Here is a 22,270-nt window from a genome sequence, read left to right as displayed (position 1 = left end):
GGTTCTCTTTTTAATGCCGGTCTTTTTTGGTGATCCGGCTATTGGGTGTGTAACTCGTTCAAGCCTTTGCAAACGTTTGGCGTAGGAAAAATCCCAACAAAAGGCCGCGCGTTTGCAGCAAGGCGGGGTTCGCCTTGCGCAATCCGGTTATTTTCTTATGGGGTGATACTGACGCCCGAGAACACGTTCCGGCCGAAGGGGCTGACCTTGAACCCTTCGACTTTGGCGCTTAACGGCTGGTTGACCGTCGAGTGGGCGACTGGCGTGATCGGCACCTGCTGCTTGAGCAGTTGCTGCGCCTGTTTGTACAGAACAGTCCTTTGTTCGCGGTCGGTCACGACCTTGGCTTGCTTGATCAGCTTGTCGTACGCCGGGTCACACCACATGGAGTAGTTGTTCCCGCCGATGGCGTCGCAGCTGTAGAGGGTGCCCAGCCAGTTGTCCGGGTCACCGTTGTCGCCGGTCCAGCCGATCAGGCTCACATCGTGCTCACCGTTCTTGGTGCGCTTGATGTATTCGCCCCATTCGTAGCTGACGATCTTGACCTTGAGGCCGATCTTGGCCCAGTCGCTCTGCAGCATCTCGGCCATCAGCTTGGCGTTGGGGTTGTACGGCCGTTGTACCGGCATCGCCCACAGGGTGATCTCGGTACCTTCCTTCACGCCGGCGGCCTTGAGCAGTTCCTTGGCTTTTTCCGGGTTGTAGGCGGCGTCCTTGATGCTGTCGTCGTAGGACCACTGCGTCGGCGGCATGGCGTTGACCGCCAGTTGCCCCGCACCCTGGTACACGGCGTTCAGGATGCTCTGCTTGTTCACCGCCATGTCCAACGCCTGGCGCACTTCGAGCTGGTCGAAAGGTTTGTGGCGCACGTTGTAGGCGATGTAGCCTAGGTTGAAACCCGGTTTGGTCAGCAGTTGCAGGTTCGGGTCGGCCTTGAGGGCATCGACGTCAGCCGGGCGCGGATGCAGGGTCACCTGGCATTCGCCGGCCTTGAGCTTTTGCACCCGCACCGACGCGTCGGTGTTGATGGCGAAGATCAACTGGTCCAGCTTGACCTTGCTCGGGTCCCAGTACTGTTTGTTGGCCACGTAACGGATCTGCGAATCTTTCTGATACCGCTGGAACACGTAGGGGCCCGTGCCGATCGGCTTCTGATTGATGTCGCTGGGCTTGCCGGCCTTGAGCAACTGCTCGGCATATTCGGCCGAGAGGATCGCGGCAAAGCTCATGGCGATGTTCTGGATAAATGCGGCGTCCACCGTGTTCAGGGTGATCACCACGGTATGCGGGTCGGTTTTCGCGACCTTGGCGATGTTCTTGTTCAGGCTCATCCCGTTGAAGTACGGAAACTCGGTGGGGTAGGCCTTGCGGAACGGGTGGTCGGGGTCAAGCATGCGGTTGAAGGTGAACAGCACGTCGTCGGCGTTGAAGTCGCGCGTCGGCTTGAATTCCTTGTTGCTGTGGAATTTCACCCCTTCACGCAGGTGAAAGGTGTAGGTCAGTCCGTCTGGCGAAATATCCCACTTGGTTGCCAGCGCAGGTACGACACCCGTCTCGCCCTTTTCAAACTCAACCAGGCGGTTGTACAGCGGCTCGGCCGCATCGTTATCGGTGGCGGTGGTGTATTGCGCGGTGTCAAAGCCTGCCGGGCTGCCTTCCGAGCAGAACACCAGGCTCCGCTTGTCGGCGGCGTGGCCCATCATGGCCGCAGCCAACAGGCTGGTGCCAAAAATTGCGGATAGAACGGTGGTATGGCGCATGACGATCCCGATCCTTGTTTGTAATTGTCATCAGCGAGCAATCACCCCGGCGTGCCAGGGCGACATCACTGATCCCACACGCAGCAAGTGCCTATCCATGTAAGGAGCTTCCGCTGTCCTACGACGTTATGGGTCGTGGACCTGGCAGTAAATGCACCAAATTGGATTGACCTTGTAGGCAACGGAGACACACATCGCAGTTCATTGCTGTAGGACGCAACGATTTCGAGCGTGGTCTGTTTCCTACGGTCCAGGCGGATGCAATAACGGCGACGTTATGAAACGTCGCCGTCATGGCTTCTTACTTGCCGCTTACGCTCACGCCGTAGAAGGAGTTCAAGCCAAACGGGCTGATCTTGAAGTCCTGCACGGTGTTGCGCATGGGTTGATACACCGTCGAGTGCGCGATAGGTGTCATCGGGACTGCATCTTTGAGGATATGTTGCGCCTGCTTGTACAGCTCGGTGCGTTTGGCGACGTCCGACGTGGCCTTGGCTTCTTTCACGATGCCGTCGAATTTCTTGTCGCACCATTTCGAGAAGTTGTTACCGGACAGCGAGTCGCAGCCGAACAGCACGTTCAGCCAGTTGTCCGGGTCACCATTGTCACCGCTCCAGCCAATGATCATGGCTTGGTTCTCGCCACCTTTGGAGCGCTTGATGTACTCGCCCCACTCGTAGCTGGTGATCTTCACGTTGAGGCCGATCTTCTTCCAGTCGTTTTGCAGCATTTCTGCCATCAGCTTGGCGTTCGGGTTGTACGGACGCTGAACCGGCATGGCCCACAGAACGATTTCAGTACCTTCCTTGACGCCGGCTTCCTTGAGGAGCGACTTGGCTTTCTCAGGGTCGTACTTGGCGTCCTTGATGGTGGTGTCATACGACCATTGGGTCGGCGGCATGGCGTTGACGGCCAGTTGGCCGGCACCCTGGTACACGGAATCGATGATCTGCTGCTTGTTCACCGACATGTCCAGCGCCTGGCGTACGCGCAGGTCAGCCAATGGGTTTGGCTGGTCGCTGCCCTTGACCTTGTCCATGACGTTGTAGGCGATATAGCCCAGGTTGAAACCGGCCTGGTTCGGCAGTTTCAGGTCCTTGTCCGCTTCCAGCGCCTTGAGGTCGGCCGGACGTGGGAACAGGGTGATCTGGCATTCGTTTTTCTTCAGCTTCTGGATACGCACCGACGGGTCGGTGGTGATGGCGAAGATCAGGTTGTCGATCTTCACGTCTTCAGGTTTCCAGTAGTCCTTGTTGCCGGTGTAACGGATGTTCGAGTCTTTCTGGTAGCTCTTGAACACGAACGGGCCAGTGCCGACCGGCTTCTGGTTGATGTCCGCAGCCTTGCCTTCTTTCAACAGTTGGGCGGCGTATTCAGCCGACTGGATCGAAGCGAAGCTCATTGCCAGGTTCTGGATGAAGGCGGCGTCCACGGTGCCAAGGGTGAACTTGACGGTGTGTTCATCGACCTTCTCGATGTTCTTGATGTTGGTGTCCATCCCCATGTCCGTGAAGTACGGGAACTCAGTGGGGTAGGCTTTGCGGAACGGATCGTCCTTGTTGATCATGCGGTTGAACGTGAACAGCACGTCATCGGCATTGAAGGTACGGGTCGGCTTGAAGTACGAGGTGGTGTGGAACTTGACGCCATCACGCAGGTGGAAGGTGTAGGTCAAGCCATCCGGGGACACGTCCCAGCTGGTGGCCAACCCAGGAATCACAGCGGTGCCGCCGCGTTCGAACTGGGTCAGGCGGTTGAACATGGTTTCGGCCGAGGCATCGAAGTCTGTTCCGGTGGTGTACTGGCCTGGGTCGAAACCGGCCGGGCTCCCTTCGGAGCAGAACACCAGGTTAGTCGCCGCTTGGGCGAAAGGAGCTGCGGCCATAAGGCCAGCGCTAACAATTAACGGAATGACTGCGTGTTTAAGCATGTTGGCCTCATGATTTGTTGTCATTTTTGGTGGTGAGGGCGACCTCGTGAGTCGGCCTGCGGATACTTATGCAGGCGCCATACCCATTGCAAGATGCTGAACCGTTGTGAGGGTGAAACAGTGGTACGAACGTACAGGAATGTCGCAATTATGAAAGTTTGTACATATTTGCGCATATTTTGAGGGTTTTTTCGGTGCAACTGACGCACCAAAAATGACCAACCGAGGCGTCTAGCGCACTCGGTTGGGGCGCTGCTGTTACTTATCTAGACTCACGCCATAGAACGGCGTCAGGCCAAAGGGGCTGATCTTGAAGTCCTGTACTTCCTTGCGCAGCGGTTGGAAAACCGTCGAGTTCGCAATAGGCGTTATAGGTACTTGTTCCTTAAGGATTTTCTGAGCCTGTTGATACCACTTGATACGCTGCTCGCGGTCATTACTGACCTTGGCTTGCTGCACCAGCTTGTCGTAGGCCGGGTTACACCATTTGGCGTAGTTGCTGCCCTTGACCGCGGCACAACTGTAGAGCACGCCCAGCCAGTTATCCGGGTCGCCATTGTCACCGGTCCAACCATAAATCATGGCGTCGTGCTCACCGTTTTTGGCCCGCTTGATGTATTCGCCCCACTCATAGCTGACGATATTGGCCTTGATGCCAATCTTTTCCCAATCCTGCTGGATCATTTGTGCGGACATGCGCGCGTTGGGGTTGGAGGCGCGTTGCACGGTCATTGCCCACAGGTTGATGGTGGTGCCTGGTGCAACCCCTGCTTCTTTTAGTAGCGCCTTGGCCTTCACTGGATCGTGAGGTGCGTCCTTGATGCTGGGGTCATAAGACCACTGCGCAGGTGGCAGCGCGTTCTGCGCCAATTGCCCGGCGCTCTGGTACACGGCCTTGATAATTGCCGGCTTATCGATGGCCATGTCCAAGGCCTGGCGCACCTTGAGTTGGTCCAGCGGCGGGTGTGTCACGTTGTAGGCCAGAAACCCCAGGTTGAAACCGGCTTGCTGCAGTACGCGCAAGTTCGGGTCCTGCTTCATCACTTCTATATCCGCAGGGCGCGGGTAACCGCTGACCTGGCATTCCCCGGCCTTGAGCTTTTGCAGGCGCGACGCGGCGTCCGGGGTAATGGCGAACACCAGGTTGTCGAGTTTCACATCCTCAGGCTTCCAATACTGTTTGTTGGCCACGTAGCGGATCTGCGAGTCCTTCTGGTAGCGCTTGAACACGAACGGCCCGGTGCCGACCGGTTTCTGGTTGATCTCTTCGGCCTTGCCTTGCTTGAGCAGTTGCGCGGCGTACTCGGCGGATTGCACCGAGGCGAAGCTCATGGCCAGGTTCTGCACAAACGACGCATCGACGTTATTCAGGTTGAAGCGCACGGTGTGTTCGTCGAGTTTGTCGACGCTCTTGATCGTGGTGTTCAAGCCCATGTCGGTGAAGTACGGCGACTCGGAGGGGTAGGCCTTGCGGAATGGGCTTTGCGCATCCAGCAGGCGATTGAAGGTAAACAGCACATCATCCGCGTTGAAGTCGCGGGTAGGGGTGAAGAAATCGGTGGTGTGAAATTTGACGCCATCGCGCAGGTGGAAGGTGTAGGTCAGGCCGTCTTTGGAGATGTCCCAACGGGTCGCCAGACCCGGTTCGACTTCGGTACCGCCGCGCTTGAACTGGGTGAGGCGGTTGAACACGGTTTCGGCAGAGGCATCAAAATCGGTGCCGCTGGTGTACTGGCTGGGGTCGAAACCGGCGGGGCTGGCTTCGGAGCAGTAAACCAGGGTGCTGGCGGCCTGGGCCAGCGGCATGAAGGCCAGCAGGCCTGCGGCGAGGATGAGCGGTTTTAAGGCAATTCTTTCCATGGAGACCCCTGAGGTGGCAGGTAAATGCTGCCCGAACGAAAAACGGCGGTAACCGAGGTTACCGCCGTTAAGCATTTTCAGGTAGATGGCCGAGGGGTAACGCTAATCACGCCTCGTTTTTTCACCATGTTTAAGGTGTTTTAACCGATATTTCGAAATGGGTCGGCGCATTTTTGTCGATCGTGTAGCGGCTGCCCGCCGAGGGGGTGTGGTGAATAGTAAAGGTGCGCCTGGCCTGGATGTTTATGTTGTCCAGCGCGCCCTCTTCTGTGTGCATGAGACGATAGTTCCCGGAGGCCGTCACGTGGGTGACATTTTTGGAGGGGTCGTAGTCGATGTGAAAGTGCACATGGTCACGATTACTGATAAGTACGTTATCAGTTAATAGGCGGTTTTCGAATTCGCCAGAGGCTGTTTTATGTGCAAAAAATGGCTCCATGGCTGGTCCCATGGATCCCTGGTGAGCCACTTCGGAAATACGTGCACGCAATTCTGGATCTGGAATAAGTTGTTCGAATTGTTTGATCTTGTCAGCTTGTATTTCCTCGGCGGAACTGCGCCCTGTGCTACTCAACGTGTGTTCCGTACTCCCAGTAGATGTCGTCGTTCGGATGCTGTAATTACTTCGATTGGAATCTTTTACAAAGCCATCATAGTAGTCACTTCCACCTTCATAAGGCGTAGCTTTTTCGCCCGCCAGAACTGCAAAGTTTTCCTCTTCCTGTGTCCATGAAACGTTGAGGCTCTGCTTGATCGCACCCTGTTCTTCGTAGTTAGTCGTGGACAAAACATAGTCTGTTTTTGTGTCGAAATTAAAGTACTTGTCAAAAGGTTCGGCACCCTGGATTTTCGAACCGTCGACTGTGACGAATTGATCGGAAAACTTGGGCGGTAGCTTCAACTCGTTACTCGGGGTCGGCGATGGCGTACGCTGCCACGGCCACTTGCGCGCGCCACCGGGGCCAATTTCTCGGGCCCATTCGCCGTCCAGTGTGGAATGCACGGTCATCACTGGCTTGCGCGTCGAACGATCAATGATCTGTACATAATCATTGCTCAGTTTGAAATCACCTTTGATCTCATACACCTTGGGAACGCCGGTGTCATCGGTGTAACGGATGAGCCATTGGTCCGTGCCATCAGCGGCTTTGACTTGATAGATACCTTTTGAATTGCGAGTTGCCCCTTCGATCAGTTGCTCGCCGTTCGGCACTGCGTGCTGACTGATGTTAGCTGCCTGTATCGGCCTGAGTCGATTAACGGGGGGCTCAACGACGATGGGCTTCTCTGGCGTCTCGACGTCTGGCACCACTGGCTCTTTGACGGAAGCCTCGATGCTATCGCCGACCAGATGGGTCGCCCCTTGCTCGGCCTTTATCAGTTTGCTCGCGCCACCTGCGATGAAGGGGGCCGCATTCAGTACACCGAATACAATATGGTCGGCGCCACCGGGCTTGCCATGCTTGAGGTCGTCTGCACCAATCCCGGCTTCCGCCGCCCCGGCTGTGAGATAAAATACCTCCAACCCCACTGCCACTTCGGGCATGACGGCGGCCAGGGGCGTCATCATCAACGCGATTTTTGTGGTGGTCTCCAACACTTCCAGGATAGTGGCTTTGGTGACGTCGCCATCCGTGGTTATTTCGGTCTCGGCATCGTCGTATGAGCGTTTTTTCTGCCTTTGGGTCATTTCGATGAAGGGGTCCCCAGCCAGCGGTTCAACTTTAATGAACTGCTCTGGGTCGAATTCATTCAGGCGTTCCAGAACGCTGGCATCGGGTGCATCCTTTTTCGACCAGCCGCCGATCCCTACCAGCGTTTGATTGACCCCTTCAGAGAAAAAGCGATCAGCCTGATCGCGCTGGGAGAAGTGCATCGATAAAGCTTCACGTTTGACCGGATCCGCCGCCTGTTCCGCCAACCAGGTCTTCATCTGTGACGGGCTGTCGAACCCATGAATCGGCGAGGAGTTTCCGGGTATGTAAAGCAGTGTACGGTTGATCGGCTTACCGTTCGCATCGAAGCTGGTTTTCTTGTCAGTGATAGTCAGCAAGCTCACAGACTTGAAGCTATTGATGCTCAACAAGCCTACCTGCACGTCGGGATCCTTGGTGGTGGCGGGGCCCAGGTCGTCCAGCTTCAGGTTCTTCCAGGTCGTGTTCGACGGCAGGCCGGCGGCGCGCATCACCAAATCGGTATCACGGGCGTTCAAACTATCGTTTTCAAATTGCCCCAAGGCACTCGCCACTAGGGACGCTTTGCTCATTTGTTCGTATTTGTGCTGATGGGCGGGCCAGAACTCATTCAGGAACTGGGTGTAGGGTTTGCTGAACTCAGTGTTCCACACGATGTTTCGGAAGGCCGCAGGTTGATGGGGCAACAGGTTTGTCGTGTTGTACACCTCCCGTTGACCGGGCTGCGCGCCAACAAATATGCCTTCGTAGGTCGTTGGCTGATGCGCGACTGTATCTATCTGGTCAACTACTGCGGGTACAGGGAGTACGGGCGCCAGCCGATCGAGCCAGGTGTGCAGGGTTGATCGTTTTTTTTCGGCTGGGGTCTGGTGTTCGTCGTTGTGATTGGCGCGCTGTACGTTATGCAGTGCGGCTTGGGTCAGGGATATTTTGTTTAAGACTTTGCCATTCGTAGGCTTTGGCTTCTTGGGGTCGTAGTTCAACGTGACGATAAACGTGTTATCGGGATCTAAATCCTTCCTCCAACGCTTCTTTAACTCTACTTGAATAATCTCTGCCGTGTTCTGGCTGGGCGTCTTGAACCCAGCAGTCGATTTGGCGATGTACTTCTCTATCCCAGGGTTATAGGGCAGACCCGGAATAAGCGTTTCGTGATGATTGCGATGCTTGAGGCTTTTTTGGCGGGCCTCATGTTCGGCATTAGCGGGCGTTGCGTTTGAGGCTGGGGTTGTTGAGGCGTTCGTTGTTTTGGGTGCGGATGTAAGAACAGGGGGTAAAGAAGTCGTGATCATTCTGTATCGCTCTTGGCAAGTGAGCCTCCCTGGCATTGGTTTGTTCGATACATGCGTGGGAAATGATCGCGTTGACGTTCCTGCCATCTGTTCCGTATATCTGTTTGGATATTACGGCTAACACTTTTTGAAAAGTGTGAGGTGGGTTAGTTGTGCCGCTGTATTGAGTCGGGGCACATATAAAGAGCGTTGTACGAATGGATGTGAGGAAGTATGTTTGTAACGAACAATATGTACTGAATTATCTGGTAGCGGTTGCGCCCATAAAAAAGGCGCATCCACAAGGTTGCGCCAGCTATCAGGCCTTCAGTTGGCTGAACGGGTACTGACGCCGTTGTTACAGACCCGTTCGCCTCAGTCAGCGCGTTATTGCAGCACTTCAATCACCCCATCAGCACTCATGCTGACCTGGCTGGTGCCGGCTTCCACCTCAGGCGTGGGTGCGGAATCGGCCATCGCGGCTTTCATCATCATCCCGCCACGGGCGTAAGGCATCGGGTAGCCATTGGTGTTGAAGTTCAGGTTGACGATCTTGTAGCCCTTGCCGCCCAACGCATCGGTGGCCAGTTGCGCGCGTGCTTTAAATGCAGCGACCGCGTCCTTGAGCAGTGCATCTTCGCTGGACTTGCGCGTGGCGTCGGCGATGGCGAAGTCCATGTTTTCCATTTTCAGGGTGTTCAGCAGTTCGCCGGTGAGCTTGGACAGTGCCGGGAAGTCCGCGCTTTCCAGGCGCAGTTCGGCACGCTCGCGCCAGCCGGTGATCTTCTGATTCTTGTTGTCGTAGATCGGGTAGCTGTTGCGGCTGCCCTGGCGCAGGGTCACGCCTTTGACTTCGCGGGCCTGGCCCAGCGCCTTGTTCAGGGTGGTGGTGATTTCGGCAGCGAGTTTGGCCGGGTCGCTGTTCTGGGATTCGGTGTACAGCGTCACGATCATCTTGTCGCGGGCCACCTCCTGGCTGACCTCGGCGCGCAGGGAAATCTGGTTGTAGTTCAGTGCGTCAGCGGCCAGTGCTGGCAGGCTGACCAGGGTGCCCATGCTGAGGGTGATGGCGGCTGCACTGCGAGTGAAACGAGACATGGAAGCTCCTTGGGATAGTCGTGTTCGGTATGACTGTAGACGGTGGGGTGGGGTTCTTCGGGTTTAGGAATTAGAAAAAAAGTTTCAAGCTGCAAGCTGCCAGTGAAAAAAAGCGATCTTGCCGCTTTCAACTTGCGGCTTGCAGCTGCGGCGCCCACTGCGTCAAAGAGCCACACACCCAATGCCCAAGGCGCCGCTTCGTTTATACTCCTGCCGATCCGCCTGCAGCGCTCACCGGGAGAGCTCATGCTCGCCGCCGTAAAACTGACTTCCGCCACACGCCAGAACCTCTGGCGCCTGACGTTCATCCGTACCCTGGTCCTGGCCGCACAGGCCGGCTCCGTCGGGCTTGCCTATTGGTTCGACTTGTTGCCGCTGCCGTGGCTGCAACTGGGCGTGACCCTCGGGTTTTCCATCGTGCTCTGTGTGTTCACCGCCATCCGGTTGCGTACTACGTGGCCGGTGACCGAGTTGGAATACGCCCTGCAGTTGGCTTGCGACCTGTTTATCCACAGTGTGTTGCTGTATTTCTCTGGTGGTTCCACCAATCCGTTTGTTTCGTATTACCTGGTGCCATTGACCATCGCCGCTGTAACGCTGCCATGGCGCTATTCGGTGGTGCTGTCTGGCATTGCCCTGACCCTGTACACCCTGCTGCTGGCGCGCTTCTACCCGCTGCAAACTTTCCCCATCGCCCGGGAAAACCTGCAGATCTACGGGATGTGGCTGAGCTTTGCCCTGTCGGCTGCGGTCATCACCTTCTTCGCCGCGCGTATGGCCGAGGAGCTGCGCCGCCAGGAAGAACTGCGCGCCATTCGCCGTGAAGAAGGCCTGCGCGATCAGCAGTTGCTGGCCGTCGCCACCCAGGCCGCCGGCGCGGCCCATGAACTGGGCACGCCGCTAGCCACCATGAGCGTGCTGCTCAACGAAATGACCCAGGACCATCACGACCCGGCGCTGCAGGAAGACCTCGGTGTGCTGCGCGAACAGGTCAAGCAGTGCAAGCAGACCTTGCAACAACTGGTACGTGCCGCCGAAGCCAATCGCCGCCTGGCAGTGGAGATGCAGGACGTGACCCAGTGGCTCGACGAAGCCCTGAACCGTTGGCACCTGATGCGCCCCGAAGCCAGCTACCGGTTTCATCTATTGGGGCAGGGCACCGTGCCACGCATGGCGCCGCCACCGGATTTGACCCAGGCGCTGCTCAACCTGTTGAACAACGCCGCTGACGCCTGCCCCGAAGGCCTGGGCGTACAGCTGGACTGGGATGCGGAAGACGTGACCATCAGCATTCGTGACCACGGCGCGGGCGTACCGTTGGCCATTGCCGAACAGATCGGCAAACCCTTCTTTACCACCAAGGGCAAAGGCTTCGGCCTGGGCCTGTTTTTGAGCAAGGCCAGCGTGACCCGCGCGGGCGGCTCAGTGAAGCTCTATAGTCATGAGGAAGGTGGCACGCTCACCGAGCTGCGCCTGCCCCGTGTCGCACGAGGAGATATCGATGAGTGACGAGATCCAAGTCGAAGGCGAAGAACTGCCGCACCTGTTGCTGGTAGATGACGACGCCACCTTTACCCGCGTGATGGCGCGCGCCATGAGCCGTCGCGGTTTCCGTGTCAGCACCGCAGGGTCGGCCGAGGAAGGCTTCACCATCGCCCAGGCTGACCTGCCGGACTACGCCGCGCTCGACCTGAAGATGGACGGCGACTCCGGCCTGGTGCTGCTGCCCAAGCTGCTGGAACTCGACCCGGAAATGCGCGTGGTGATCCTCACCGGTTACTCCAGCATCGCCACCGCCGTCGAGGCGATCAAGCGTGGTGCCTGCAACTACCTGTGCAAACCGGCAGACGCTGACGACGTGCTGGCAGCCTTGCTGTCCGAACACGCCGACCTCGACACTCTGGTGCCGGAAAACCCGATGTCGGTAGACCGTCTGCAGTGGGAACACATCCAGCGCGTGCTGACTGAGCACGAAGGCAACATCTCCGCCACTGCCCGCGCCCTGGGCATGCACCGCCGTACCTTGCAGCGCAAGTTGCAGAAGCGCCCGGTACGCCGCTGAGGCTGATCTGAACAACAGCTGAACAATCTGCTTCAGGCCGCACGGAGCCTCGAATCGATCAACTATGATCGGTTCGAACGCCTGTCACATTTTCTTACAGAGCCTGAACGATGAATCAGAACGCTGAGTATTCCGCGGTCAACGACGCGGTGCGTGGGCAATTTTTACGGCGGGTGTGGGGGCTGATCACGCCTTATTGGCGCAGCGAAGAAAAGGCCAAGGCCTGGCTGCTGCTGTTGGTAGTGCTGGGGTTGTCGCTGTTCAGTGTCGCCGTGTCGGTGTGGTTCAACAGCTGGAACCGTGATTTCTACAACGCGCTGGAAAACAAGGACTACGACGCCTTTACGCACTTGCTGATGTACTTCAGCGTGATTGCGGTGGTGTCGATCGTGACCGGCGTGTTCACCTCCTACCTGCAACAGATGCTCACCATCCGCTGGCGCCGCTGGCTGACGGAAACCTATTTCGCCCAGTGGCTGGGCCACAAGAATTACTACCACCTGGAATACGGCGGCTACACCGACAACCCCGACCAGCGTATCTCCGAAGACCTCAACGCCTTTACCAGCAGCACCCTCACGCTGGGCTTGGGCTTTATCGCCAACCTGGTGAGCCTGGTGTCGTTCTCGGTGATCCTGTGGGGCGTGTCGGGCAGCATCGAAGTGTGGGGCATCACCATTCCCGGCTACATGTTCTGGGCCGCGTTGGTCTACGCGGTGGTTGGCAGTTGGTTAACCCACCTGATTGGGCGAAAACTGATCGGCTTGAGCAACCGCCAACAACGCTTTGAGGCTGACTTGCGTTTCAGCCTGGTGCGGGTACGGGAGAACGCGGAAAGCATCGCGCTGTTCAATGGCGAGCCTAACGAACATCAGCAATTGAGCGCGCGTTTCGGGCGGGTGTGGAGCAATTTCTGGAGCATCATGCAGCTCAAGAAGCGCCTGAACTTCTTTACCAGTGGTTATTCCCAGATTGCGATCATCTTTCCTTTCGTGGTCGCGGCACCGCGTTACTTTTCCGGAAAGATCGAACTGGGTGTGTTGATGCAGGTTGCCCAGGCGTTTGGCAGTGTGCAAGGCAGCCTGAGCTGGTTTGTCGATGCCTATACGCTGTTGGCCAGTTGGCGCGCCACCTGTGATCGTCTGTTGAGTTTCGGCCAGGCCATGCAGGACAACGAAACCCGGACCATGGGCATTGGCCTGCAGCATCAGGGCGGCAACTTGCAGGTCAAGGACCTGAGCCTGGACCTAGCCGACGGCCGCCATTTGCTGCAGGGTGCCGACCTGACCGTCGCCGAAGGTGAGCGCTTGATGCTCAGTGGTCGCTCGGGCAGTGGCAAATCGACCTTGTTACGCGCGATGGGCAACCTATGGCCCAACGGCCATGGCAACATCCGCCTGCCAGCCGAGCGTTATCTGTTCCTGCCGCAAAAGCCTTACTTGCCGATCGGCACGTTAAGGGCGGTATTAAGTTATCCACAGGAGGACAGTGTTTACCCGGCAGAGCGTTATGCACAGGTCCTGGAAACCTGCCGCCTGCCGCACCTGGTCGGGCGGTTGGATGAAGCCAATCACTGGCAGCGCATGCTCTCGCCGGGTGAACAGCAACGCCTGGCCTTTGCTCGGGCGTTGCTGTTCGCGCCGCAATGGCTGTACATGGACGAAGCCACGTCAGCCATGGATGAAGAGGATGAAGCGACGCTGTATCAGGCGCTGATCGACGAGTTGCCGGGGTTGAGTATCGTCAGCGTCGGCCATCGCAGCAGCCTCAAGCGCTTCCATGGTCGGCATGTGCGGATCGAGGGCGGCCAATTGCAAGAGCAACCCGTGTCCTGACACGGTCCTTGTAGGAGCCGGATTTTTATCCAACAAAAAGCCCGGCTGATCATCGATCAGCCGGGCTTTTCAGTGCTTGAAGATGATTTACTTCTTCAAACCGTAATGCTCATCCAGCATGCCTGGAGCGTTCGGCGTTTTTGGCGCGTAGTCCCGTGGTGGTTCCTGGTTTTCCCGGGGTGGGGTCAGGCGTTCCCGTGGGGTTTGCGGGGCATCGGAATGCAACGCGGCCAGCAGGCGCTGACGGGTGATGTCGTCGAGGGCCAGGCGGTTGGCGCCATCGGCGAGGTGATCCTGTACTTCCTGGTAGCTCTGGGTGAGCTTCTTGACCAGGGTCGCGGTGCTGTTGAAGTGGGTAACAACCTCGTTCTGATAACTGTCAAAACGTTCCTGAATGTCATCCAACTGACGCTGCGTGCGGTTAGGCGCGGCATTCGGCAGCAAGCGAGCAACCAGGAAACCAATGGCGACACCGGCAACCAGGGCAAGAGTCGGCAACAACCAAACTAAGAGCGAGTGTTCCACGAGTCCTTCCTCTATAAACGGCTTTGCTTTACGTTAACGGCTCGGACCTGCGCTGTATACCGCGATTAAGCTCGCAATGATGCCAAGCACAGACTTTTAGCTAGACGAGTCGACCCCTTGAGAGGTCACGGAGTTCATTCCTTGCTCATGCGTGAAACCCCCGTTTTGATCGATGGCCCGGTAGGCCAATTGGAAGCCTTGTACCTGGATCACCCCGAGCCACGTGGCCTGGCGCTGATCTGCCACCCCAACCCGGTGCAGGGTGGGACCATGCTCAATAAAGTGGTATCGACCCTGCAACGCACCGCCCGCGATGCCGGTTTGATTACGTTGCGTTTCAATTACCGTGGCGTCGGCGCGAGTGCCGGTACCCACGACATGGCCACCGGTGAAGTGGACGATGCCGAAGCGGCTGCCACCTGGCTGCGGGCAAAACACCCTGATTTGCCGATCACCTTGCTTGGTTTTTCCTTCGGTGGCTATGTTGCGGCGAGCCTCGGTGGTCGCCTGGAAGCCAAGGGTGAAAAGCTATCGCATCTGTTTATGGTTGCCGCGGCGGTGATGCGCCTGCGCGATACCGATGTGTTGCCACAAGGCTGCCCGCTGACCCTGATCCAGCCGGAAACCGACGAAGTGGTCGACCCGCAGCTGGTCTACGATTGGTCCGCCGCCCTGAAACGCCCCCATGAGCTGCTGAAAGTGGCAGAATGCGGACACTTTTTTCACGGCAAGCTGACCGATCTCAAGGATCTGGTACTGCCGCGCCTCTCGAATTGATAGCAGTCTGATAAGCGATTACCCATGACGACTCGTACCCGTATCCTCACCGGCATCACCACCACCGGCACGCCGCACCTGGGCAACTACGCCGGTGCGATCCGCCCGGCGATCCTCGCAAGCCAGGACGCCAATGCCGATTCCTTCTACTTCCTGGCCGACTACCACGCCCTGATCAAGTGCGATGACCCGCAGCGCATCCAGCGCTCGCGCATGGAAATCGCCGCGACCTGGCTGGCCGGTGGCCTGGATGTGAACCGGGTGACCTTCTATCGCCAGTCGGACATCCCGGAAATCCCCGAGCTGACCTGGCTGCTCACCTGCGTTGCCGCCAAGGGCCTGCTCAACCGCGCCCATGCGTACAAGGCCTCGGTGGACAAGAACGTTGAGGCCGGCGAAGACCCGGATGCGGGCATCAGCATGGGCCTGTACAGCTACCCGGTGCTGATGGCGGCAGACATCCTGATGTTCAACGCGCACAAGGTGCCGGTCGGTCGCGACCAGATCCAGCACGTGGAAATGGCCCGCGACATCGGCCAACGCTTCAACCACCTGTTCGGCAACGGTAAAGAATTCTTCACCATGCCCGAGGCGTTGATCGAAGAAAGCGTCGCCACCTTGCCGGGCCTGGATGGCCGCAAGATGTCGAAGAGCTACGACAACACCATCCCGCTGTTCACCAGCGCCAAGGACATGAAGGACGCGATCTCGCGGATCGTCACCGACTCCCGCGCGCCGGGCGAAGCCAAGGACCCGGACAATTCGCACCTGTTCACCCTGTACCAGGCGTTTGCCAGCAAGGCCCAGGAAGAAGAGTTCCGCGCCGAGCTGCTGCAAGGGCTGGGTTGGGGCGAGGCGAAAAACCGTCTGTTCCAACTGCTCGATGGCCAACTGGGCGAAGCCCGTGAGCGCTACCATCAATTGATGTCGCGCCCATCGGACATGGAAGACTTGCTGCTGATTGGCGCCAAGAAGGCGCGTGCCGTGGCCGCTCCGTTCCTGGCTGAACTGCGTGAAGCGGTCGGCCTGCGTTCGTTCGTCAACCAGGCGGCAGCGCCGGTCGCGGCCAAGAAGAAAGCCGCGAAAGCCGCGCGCTTCGTGAGCTTCCGTGAAGACGACGGCAGTTTCCGCTTCCGCCTGCTGGCCGCCGATGGTGAGCAACTGCTGTTGTCGCGCAACTTTGCCGATGGCAAGGCGGCAGGCGCAGTGACCAAGCAACTGCAAAGCGGCGACGCGCTGGACCTGCGCACCGAGGCCCTGGGCTTCAGCGTATGGTTGGACGGCGTGGCGGTGGCGGACAGTGCGGAATTCGCCGACGAAGCGTCTCGCGATTCGGCCATCGCTGCTCTGCGCGTCGCGTTGACCCCCCTCGAGGATTAACCCGACCAAGGGTTGATTGCCATTATCCAGGGCCGTCGTTACAGTGACGGCCCGTTTTTGTTGCCTTGCTAACGAAATTATGACGCCCCTAGAACGATATCAAGCTGATCTGAAACGCCCTGAATTCTTCCATGACGCGGCCCAGGAAAACGCGGTGCGTCATTTGCAGCGCCTGTACGACGACCTGATCGCGGCCTCGCAGAACAAGCCAGGGATGTTCAGCAAGCTGTTTGGCAAGAAAGACCACACGCCGGTCAAGGGCCTGTACTTCTGGGGCGGCGTAGGCCGGGGCAAGACCTATCTGGTCGACACCTTCTTCGAAGCGCTGCCGTTCAAGGAAAAGGTCCGGACGCACTTCCACCGCTTCATGAAGCGCGTGCATGAAGAGATGAAGACCCTGCCGGGCGAGAAAAACCCGCTGACCATCATCGCCAAGCGGTTCTCCGAAGAAGCCCGGGTGATCTGCTTCGATGAATTCTTCGTCTCCGACATCACCGACGCCATGATCCTTGGCACCTTGATGGAAGAGCTGTTCAAGAACGGTGTGACCCTGGTCGCCACCTCGAACATCGTGCCTGACGGCCTGTACAAGGACGGCCTGCAACGCGCGCGTTTCCTGCCGGCCATCGCGCTGATCAAGCAGAACACCGAGATCGTCAACGTCGACAGCGGCGTCGACTACCGCCTGCGTCACCTGGAGCAAGCGGAGCTGTTCCACTTCCCGCTGAACGAAGCCGCCCACGAAAGCCTGAAAAAGAGCTTCCGCGCCCTCACGCCGGAATGCACCCAGGCGGTGGAAAACGACAAGCTGATGATCGAGAACCGCGAAATCATCGCGCTGCGCACCTGTGATGACGTGGCCTGGTTCGAGTTCCGCCAGCTGTGCGACGGCCCGCGTAGCCAGAACGACTACATTGAACTGGGCAAGATCTTCCACGCGGTGATCCTGAGTGGCGTGGAGCAGATGAGCGTCACCACCGACGACATCGCGCGACGTTTCATCAACATGGTCGACGAGTTCTACGACCGTAACGTCAAGTTGATCATCTCGGCGGAAGTCGAGCTCAAGGACCTGTATACCGGCGGGCGCCTGAACTTCGAGTTCCAGCGCACGCTGAGCCGCTTGCTGGAAATGCAGTCCCACGAGTTCCTGTCGCGTGGGCACAAGCCGTAAGCAAATCTTCAGAAAAATGGAGATCAAAATGTGGGAGCTGGCTTGCCTGCGATAACGGTCTGTCAGCCAGCTTATCTGCTAGCTGATACACCGCTATCGCAGGCGAGCCAGCTCCTACACTAGTTTTGTGTTTGCCTCTGGTCAGGCAGCCTGCTGAAACTGCTGGCGATACTGGTTAGGCGACAACTCCGTGTGCTGCCGGAACAGCCGCGCAAAGAAACTCGCATCGTCGTAACCCACCTCATAACTGATGGTCTTGATGCTCTTGCGGCTGCCCGAGAGCAGGCCTTTGGCCGTTTCGATACGCAGCCGTTGCAGGTAATGCAAAGGCTTGTCGCCGGTGGCGGTCTGGAAGCGGCGCATGAAGTTGCGGATGCTCATGCCGTGTTCCCGGGCCACGTCTTCGAAGCGGAATTTGTCGGCGAAGTGTTCTTCGAGCCAGTGCTGGATCTGCAGGATGATCACGTCCTGATGCAGCTTTTGTCCGCCAAACCCGATGCGTCCGGGTGCATAGCTGCGCTGTACTTCATAGAGAATGTCGCGGGCCACGGCCTGGGCGATGTTGGCGCCGCAGAAACGTTCGATCAGGTAGATGTAGAGGTCGCACGCCGAGGTGGTGCCGCCCGCGCAGTACAGGTTGTCGGCGTCGGTGAGGTGCTTGTCCTGGTTGAGTTGCACCTTGGGGAAGCGTTCGCTGAACGCATTGAAGAAACGCCAATAGGTGGTCGCCTCCTTGCCATCGAGCAGGCCGGCTTCAGCAAGCCAGAACACCCCGGTGGCTTCGCCGCACAACACCGCACCGCGTGCGTGCTGATCGCGCAGCCAGGGCAACACCTGCGGGTAGCGTGTGCACAAGGCGTCGAAGTCATCCCAGAAGGCTGGCAGCACAATGATGTCGGCGTCTTCCAGGCCGCCGTCCACCGGCATGATTACATCACTGAAGCTGCGTACCGATTGCCCGTCGGGGCTGACCAGGCGCGATTCGAACGCGGGAGTCAGGCCCAATCCTTGTTGCTTGCCGTAACGCAGGCTGGCGAGGTGGAAGAAATCCTTGGCTTGCATGAGGGTTGAAGCGAATACCCGATCAATGGCCAAAATGCTGACGCGCCGCAACGGCGTGGAGATTTGGTTAGACATAATTTCATTTATTCTTATAGGGGAAAGTGGTCACCAGACGGCTGGATCGTCTTATTTTTTGTCGCATGTGTCCAGTGTCCCGTGCTGCCTTCGCGGCATAGTCTCTGTGGGCTCGTCCTTGTCCGACAATCCACGCAGGTGACCCATGATTCCCAGAACCTTGTTCAGCCCGGAACACGAACTCTTCCGCGAGAGCGTGCGCACCTTCCTCGAAAAGGACGCCGCGCCGTTCCATGGGCAATGGGAGAAGCAGGGCTACATCGACCGCAGTTTGTGGAGCAAGGCGGGAGAGGCGGGCATGCTGTGTTCGCACTTGCCGGAGGAATATGGCGGGCTGGGCGCGGACTTCCTGTACAGCGCGGTGGTGATCGAAGAGATCAGCCGGCTGGGCCTGACCGGCATCGGTTTTTCCCTGCACTCGGACATTGTTGCACCGTACATCCTGCATTACGGCAGTGAGGCGCTGAAGCACAAATACCTGCCCAAATTGATCTCCGGCGAGATGGTCACGGCCATTGCCATGACCGAGCCGGGGGCCGGTTCCGACCTGCAAGGCGTCAAGACCACTGCTGTGCTGGATGGCGATGAGTACGTGATCAACGGCTCCAAGACGTTCATCACCAATGGCTACCTGGCTGAGTTGGTGATCGTGGTCGCCAAAACCGATCCCAAGGCGGGCGCCAAGGGCACCAGCCTGTTCCTGGTGGAAGCCAACACGCCAGGCTTCGACAAGGGTAAGCGCCTGGAGAAGGTGGGCATGAAGGCCCAGGACACCTCGGAGCTGTTCTTCCAGGATGTGCGGGTGCCCAAGGAAAACCTGCTGGGCCAGGCGGGCATGGGCTTCGCGTACTTGATGCAGGAGTTGCCCCAGGAGCGCCTAACCGTGGCGATTGGCGCGTTGTCGTCAGCCGAGGCGGCGTTGCAATGGACCCTGGAATACACCCGCGAGCGCAAGGCGTTTGGCAAGGCGATCGCGGACTTTCAGAACACGCGCTTCAAGCTGGCGGAGATGGCCACCGAGATTCAGATCGGCCGAGTATTCGTCGACAGGTGCATGGCGTTGCACCTGGAGGGCAAGCTGGATGTGCCCACGGCGGCGATGGCCAAGTACTGGGCCACCGACCTGCAATGCAAGGTGCTCGATGAGTGCGTGCAACTGCACGGCGGCTACGGCTTCATGTGGGAGTACCCGATTGCCCGGGCGTGGGCGGATGCGCGCGTGCAGCGCATTTATGCGGGGACCAATGAGATCATGAAGGAGATCATTGCGCGGGCGCTTTGAGCTTGTGGGGCTTTTAAGGGCGCCATCGCAGGCAAGCCAGCTCCCACATTTTGGCGCGTGAACACCGTGAGATGTGGGAGCTGGCTTGCCTGCGATAGCGATCTAACGGTCAATCAAGGCGCTGGGTTTGGGTGATCCTTCTGAATCGCTTCAATCCCTTCCAATACCTCTTTCGACAGTTTCAGGTCAGCACTGGCAATGTTGCTGTCCAGCTGCTCCAGGCTGGTGGCGCCAATGATATTGCTGGTCACGAATGGCTGCTGGGTCACGAACGCCAGCGCCATTTGCGCCGGGTCCAGGCCGTGTTCGCGTGCCAGTGCCACATACCTGCTGCACGCCGCCTCCGACTGCGGGTTGAAGTAGCGGCTGAAGCGGCTGTATTCCGTCAGGCGTGCCTTTGCCGGGCGCTCGCCGTTTTCGTACTTGCCGCTGAGCATGCCGAACGCCAGTGGCGAGTAGGCCAGCAAGCCGCATTGTTCGCGAATCGCGACTTCCGCCAGGCCCACTTCAAAGCTGCGGTTGAGCAGGTTGTAGGGGTTCTGGATCGACACCGCACGGGTCCAGCCACGGGCTTCGGCCAGGGCCAGGAATTTCATGGTGCCCCACGGGGTCTCGTTGGACAGGCCGATGTGGCGGATCTTGCCCGCCTTCACTTGCTCGTCCAGCGCCTCGAGGGTTTCTTCCAGTGGGGTGAGGTCGTCTTCGTCCTTGTGCTTGTAGCTCAGTTGGCCGAAGAAGTTGGTGCTGCGTTCTGGCCAATGCAGCTGGTAGAGGTCGATCCAGTCGGTTTGCAGGCGCTTGAGGCTGGCATCCAGTGCGTCGACGATGTGCTTGCGGTTATGGCGCAGGTGGCCATCGCGGATGTAGTCGATGGTGTTGCCGGGGCCGGCGATCTTGCTGGCGAGGATCCAGTCGGCGCGGTCGCCACGGCTTTTGAAGTAATTACCGATGTAGCGCTCGGTCGTGGCGTAGGTGTCGGCCTTGGGCGGCACCGGGTACATTTCGGCTGTGTCGAGGAAGTTGATCCCCGCGGCCTTGGCCCGCTCGATCTGTGCGAAGGCCTCTGCCTCGCTGTTCTGCTCGCCCCACGTCATGGTGCCCAGGGCTATCGCGCTCACGTTCAGATCCGTACGGCCCAGCTGTCGATAATCCATCGGGTGCTCCTTCAGGTAAAACAATCATAAAAGCAGGTTGAATTTTTTTTCGCAATCTGCATAATTGCCCACCTCTTTCTGCAGTGGAAGTGATGCGCCGCCTGCCGAAGAATCTTGCCGTTGAACGGACGCGCCGACCCGAGCCCCCGATAGCGTCTGTATCCGGCTGCCTTTGACTTGTCAAAGTACGCACTATTCAGTAAGATCCGCCGTCTAATTTACAGGGCGGCCCCTGAGGCTATTAAAGAATGACAACTTTTACTGCAAAACCGGAAACAGTTCAGCGCGACTGGTTTGTCGTCGACGCCGCTGGTCAGACCCTGGGTCGTCTGGCCACTGAAGTCGCCAGCCGTCTGCGTGGCAAGCACAAGCCTGAGTACACCCCTCACGTTGACACCGGTGACTACATCGTGATCATCAACGCTGAGCAGGTTCGTGTAACCGGCAACAAAGCAAGCGACAAAATGTACTACCGTCACTCCGGTTTCCCAGGCGGTATCAAGTCTTCCAACTTCGAAGGCCTGATTGCTAAGAAGCCTGAAGCCCCGATCGAAATCGCGGTCAAAGGCATGCTGCCTAAGGGCCCACTGGGTCGCGATATGTTTCGCAAGCTGAAAGTCTATGCGGGCGCTGTACACCCTCATGCTGCTCAGCAGCCCCAAGAACTGAAGTTTTAACGGAATAGTTCATTATGTCGGCGACTCAAAATTACGGCACTGGCCGTCGCAAAACCGCAACCGCACGCGTTTTCCTGCGTCCGGGCACTGGTAACATCTCGATCAACAACCGCTCCCTGGACAACTTCTTCGGCCGCGAAACTGCCCGCATGGTAGTTCGTCAGCCGCTGGAACTGACCGAGACCGTTGAAAAGTTCGACATCTACGTCACCGTTATCGGTGGCGGTGTAAGTGGTCAAGCTGGCGCAATCCGCCACGGTATCACTCGCGCTCTGATGCAGTACGACGAAACCCTGCGTGGCGCTCTGCGCAAAGCTGGCTTCGTAACTCGCGATGCCCGTGAAGTTGAACGTAAGAAAGTCGGTCTGCGTAAAGCGCGTAAGCGTCCGCAGTACTCGAAGCGTTAATTCGCTTTACGTTCCACAAAAACGCCCAGCCTCCTCACGGAGCTGGGCGTTTTTTATTGCCTGCAATTTATGCAGAAAAATCGCCGTGACAACTTGCCACATCCGTAGACCCCCTATACTACAAGGCCTGGAGGCTGAGCCCAGGGCAATTCCCTTGTCATACGTGGGGCTTTTCATTACCATTCGGCAAAATTTTTATAAGTAAAGATTCAACACTTAGTAGACGCCTGATTTAACAGGCCAAAAA

Annotated in this window: 17 protein-coding genes; 9 read left to right on the top strand and 8 right to left on the bottom strand. The window is 58.0% G+C overall.

Annotated features, from left to right (window positions below; all coding sequences use genetic code 11):
* Window positions 1-155: 155 nt before the first annotated feature.
* The 5 genes from KHP07_RS04215 to KHP07_RS04195 form a co-directional block, all read right to left on the bottom strand.
* The gene (locus KHP07_RS04215; protein WP_078046858.1) at window positions 156-1,760 is read right to left on the bottom strand and encodes an ABC transporter substrate-binding protein; all 1,605 of its coding nucleotides are present in this window, start codon (window positions 1,758-1,760) and stop codon (window positions 156-158) included.
* 301 nt (window positions 1,761-2,061) lie between these two features.
* Window positions 2,062-3,690: an ABC transporter substrate-binding protein gene (locus tag KHP07_RS04210; protein WP_078046859.1), complete on the bottom strand. Its 1,629-nt coding sequence runs from the start codon at window positions 3,688-3,690 to the stop codon at window positions 2,062-2,064.
* 258 nt (window positions 3,691-3,948) lie between these two features.
* Window positions 3,949-5,550, bottom strand: coding sequence for an ABC transporter substrate-binding protein (locus KHP07_RS04205; protein WP_214496637.1), 1,602 nt, complete (start codon window positions 5,548-5,550; stop codon window positions 3,949-3,951).
* A 130-nt stretch (window positions 5,551-5,680) separates the two neighbouring features.
* On the bottom strand, window positions 5,681-8,536 hold the full coding sequence (locus KHP07_RS04200) for a dermonecrotic toxin domain-containing protein (protein WP_214496636.1): 2,856 nt from the start codon (window positions 8,534-8,536) through the stop codon (window positions 5,681-5,683).
* A gap of 366 nt (window positions 8,537-8,902) precedes the next feature.
* Window positions 8,903-9,613, bottom strand: a complete 711-nt coding sequence (locus KHP07_RS04195) for an SIMPL domain-containing protein (RefSeq protein WP_100491492.1) — start codon at window positions 9,611-9,613, stop codon at window positions 8,903-8,905.
* 246 nt (window positions 9,614-9,859) lie between these two features.
* Here KHP07_RS04195 and KHP07_RS04190 point away from each other — a divergent pair, with 246 nt between their 5' ends.
* From KHP07_RS04190 to KHP07_RS04180, 3 genes are all read left to right on the top strand, one after another.
* Entirely contained in the window at window positions 9,860-11,122 is a 1,263-nt protein-coding gene (locus tag KHP07_RS04190; protein WP_058423028.1) for an ATP-binding protein, read from the top strand.
* Complete coding sequence (locus tag KHP07_RS04185; protein WP_010213178.1) at window positions 11,115-11,675, top strand: response regulator transcription factor; 561 nt, start codon at window positions 11,115-11,117, stop codon at window positions 11,673-11,675. Before KHP07_RS04190 ends, KHP07_RS04185 begins: the two co-directional genes overlap by 8 nt.
* Window positions 11,676-11,785: 110 nt before the next feature.
* Window positions 11,786-13,510 (top strand): ABC transporter ATP-binding protein/permease, encoded by a 1,725-nt coding sequence (locus KHP07_RS04180; RefSeq protein ID WP_100491491.1) that lies wholly within the window; start codon window positions 11,786-11,788, stop codon window positions 13,508-13,510.
* An 87-nt stretch (window positions 13,511-13,597) separates the two neighbouring features.
* On the opposite strand, the gene KHP07_RS04175 is transcribed toward KHP07_RS04180, so the two are convergent.
* On the bottom strand, window positions 13,598-14,035 hold the full coding sequence (locus KHP07_RS04175; RefSeq protein WP_003171734.1) for a Z-ring associated ZapG family protein: 438 nt from the start codon (window positions 14,033-14,035) through the stop codon (window positions 13,598-13,600).
* Between the two features lie 147 nt (window positions 14,036-14,182).
* On the opposite strand from KHP07_RS04175, the gene KHP07_RS04170 reads away from it, so the two are divergent.
* The 3 genes from KHP07_RS04170 (at window position 14,183) to zapE (ending at window position 17,366) form a co-directional block, all read left to right on the top strand.
* Window positions 14,183-14,812 carry an alpha/beta hydrolase gene (locus KHP07_RS04170; RefSeq protein ID WP_078046865.1) on the top strand — a complete coding sequence of 210 codons (630 nt, stop codon included), beginning with the start codon at window positions 14,183-14,185 and terminating at the stop codon, window positions 14,810-14,812.
* A 24-nt stretch (window positions 14,813-14,836) separates the two neighbouring features.
* A complete protein-coding gene (locus KHP07_RS04165; RefSeq protein ID WP_100491490.1) occupies window positions 14,837-16,192 on the top strand; it encodes a tryptophan--tRNA ligase in 1,356 nt (451 codons plus the stop codon).
* Window positions 16,193-16,271: 79 nt separating this feature from the next.
* Complete coding sequence (gene zapE, locus KHP07_RS04160; RefSeq protein WP_034102154.1) at window positions 16,272-17,366, top strand: cell division protein ZapE; 1,095 nt, start codon at window positions 16,272-16,274, stop codon at window positions 17,364-17,366.
* Between the two features lie 141 nt (window positions 17,367-17,507).
* Here the strand turns inward: zapE and KHP07_RS04155 are convergent, their stop codons facing one another.
* Entirely contained in the window at window positions 17,508-18,428 is a 921-nt protein-coding gene (locus KHP07_RS04155; RefSeq protein WP_177409527.1) for a GlxA family transcriptional regulator, read from the bottom strand.
* A 220-nt stretch (window positions 18,429-18,648) separates the two neighbouring features.
* Between KHP07_RS04155 and KHP07_RS04150 the strand changes: the two genes are divergently transcribed.
* Window positions 18,649-19,785, top strand: coding sequence for an acyl-CoA dehydrogenase family protein (locus tag KHP07_RS04150; RefSeq protein ID WP_078046868.1), 1,137 nt, complete (start codon window positions 18,649-18,651; stop codon window positions 19,783-19,785).
* A 113-nt stretch (window positions 19,786-19,898) separates the two neighbouring features.
* Here the strand turns inward: KHP07_RS04150 and KHP07_RS04145 are convergent, their stop codons facing one another.
* Window positions 19,899-20,939, bottom strand: a complete 1,041-nt coding sequence (locus KHP07_RS04145; protein WP_214496635.1) for an NADP(H)-dependent aldo-keto reductase — start codon at window positions 20,937-20,939, stop codon at window positions 19,899-19,901.
* A gap of 248 nt (window positions 20,940-21,187) precedes the next feature.
* Between KHP07_RS04145 and rplM the strand changes: the two genes are divergently transcribed.
* Window positions 21,188-21,616: a 50S ribosomal protein L13 gene (gene rplM, locus KHP07_RS04140; protein ID WP_003188508.1), complete on the top strand. Its 429-nt coding sequence runs from the start codon at window positions 21,188-21,190 to the stop codon at window positions 21,614-21,616.
* A gap of 14 nt (window positions 21,617-21,630) precedes the next feature.
* Window positions 21,631-22,023: a 30S ribosomal protein S9 gene (rpsI, locus tag KHP07_RS04135; protein WP_002555064.1), complete on the top strand. Its 393-nt coding sequence runs from the start codon at window positions 21,631-21,633 to the stop codon at window positions 22,021-22,023.
* The last annotated feature ends 247 nt before the right edge of the window (window positions 22,024-22,270 follow it).

It is taken from the genome of Pseudomonas sp. VS40 (genome assembly GCF_018587885.1).
GTDB classification, from domain to species: domain Bacteria; phylum Pseudomonadota; class Gammaproteobacteria; order Pseudomonadales; family Pseudomonadaceae; genus Aquipseudomonas; species Aquipseudomonas pergaminensis.
The sequence above is the reverse complement of the archived record's forward strand: the minus strand, read 5'-3'. Positions and strand labels throughout refer to the sequence as shown.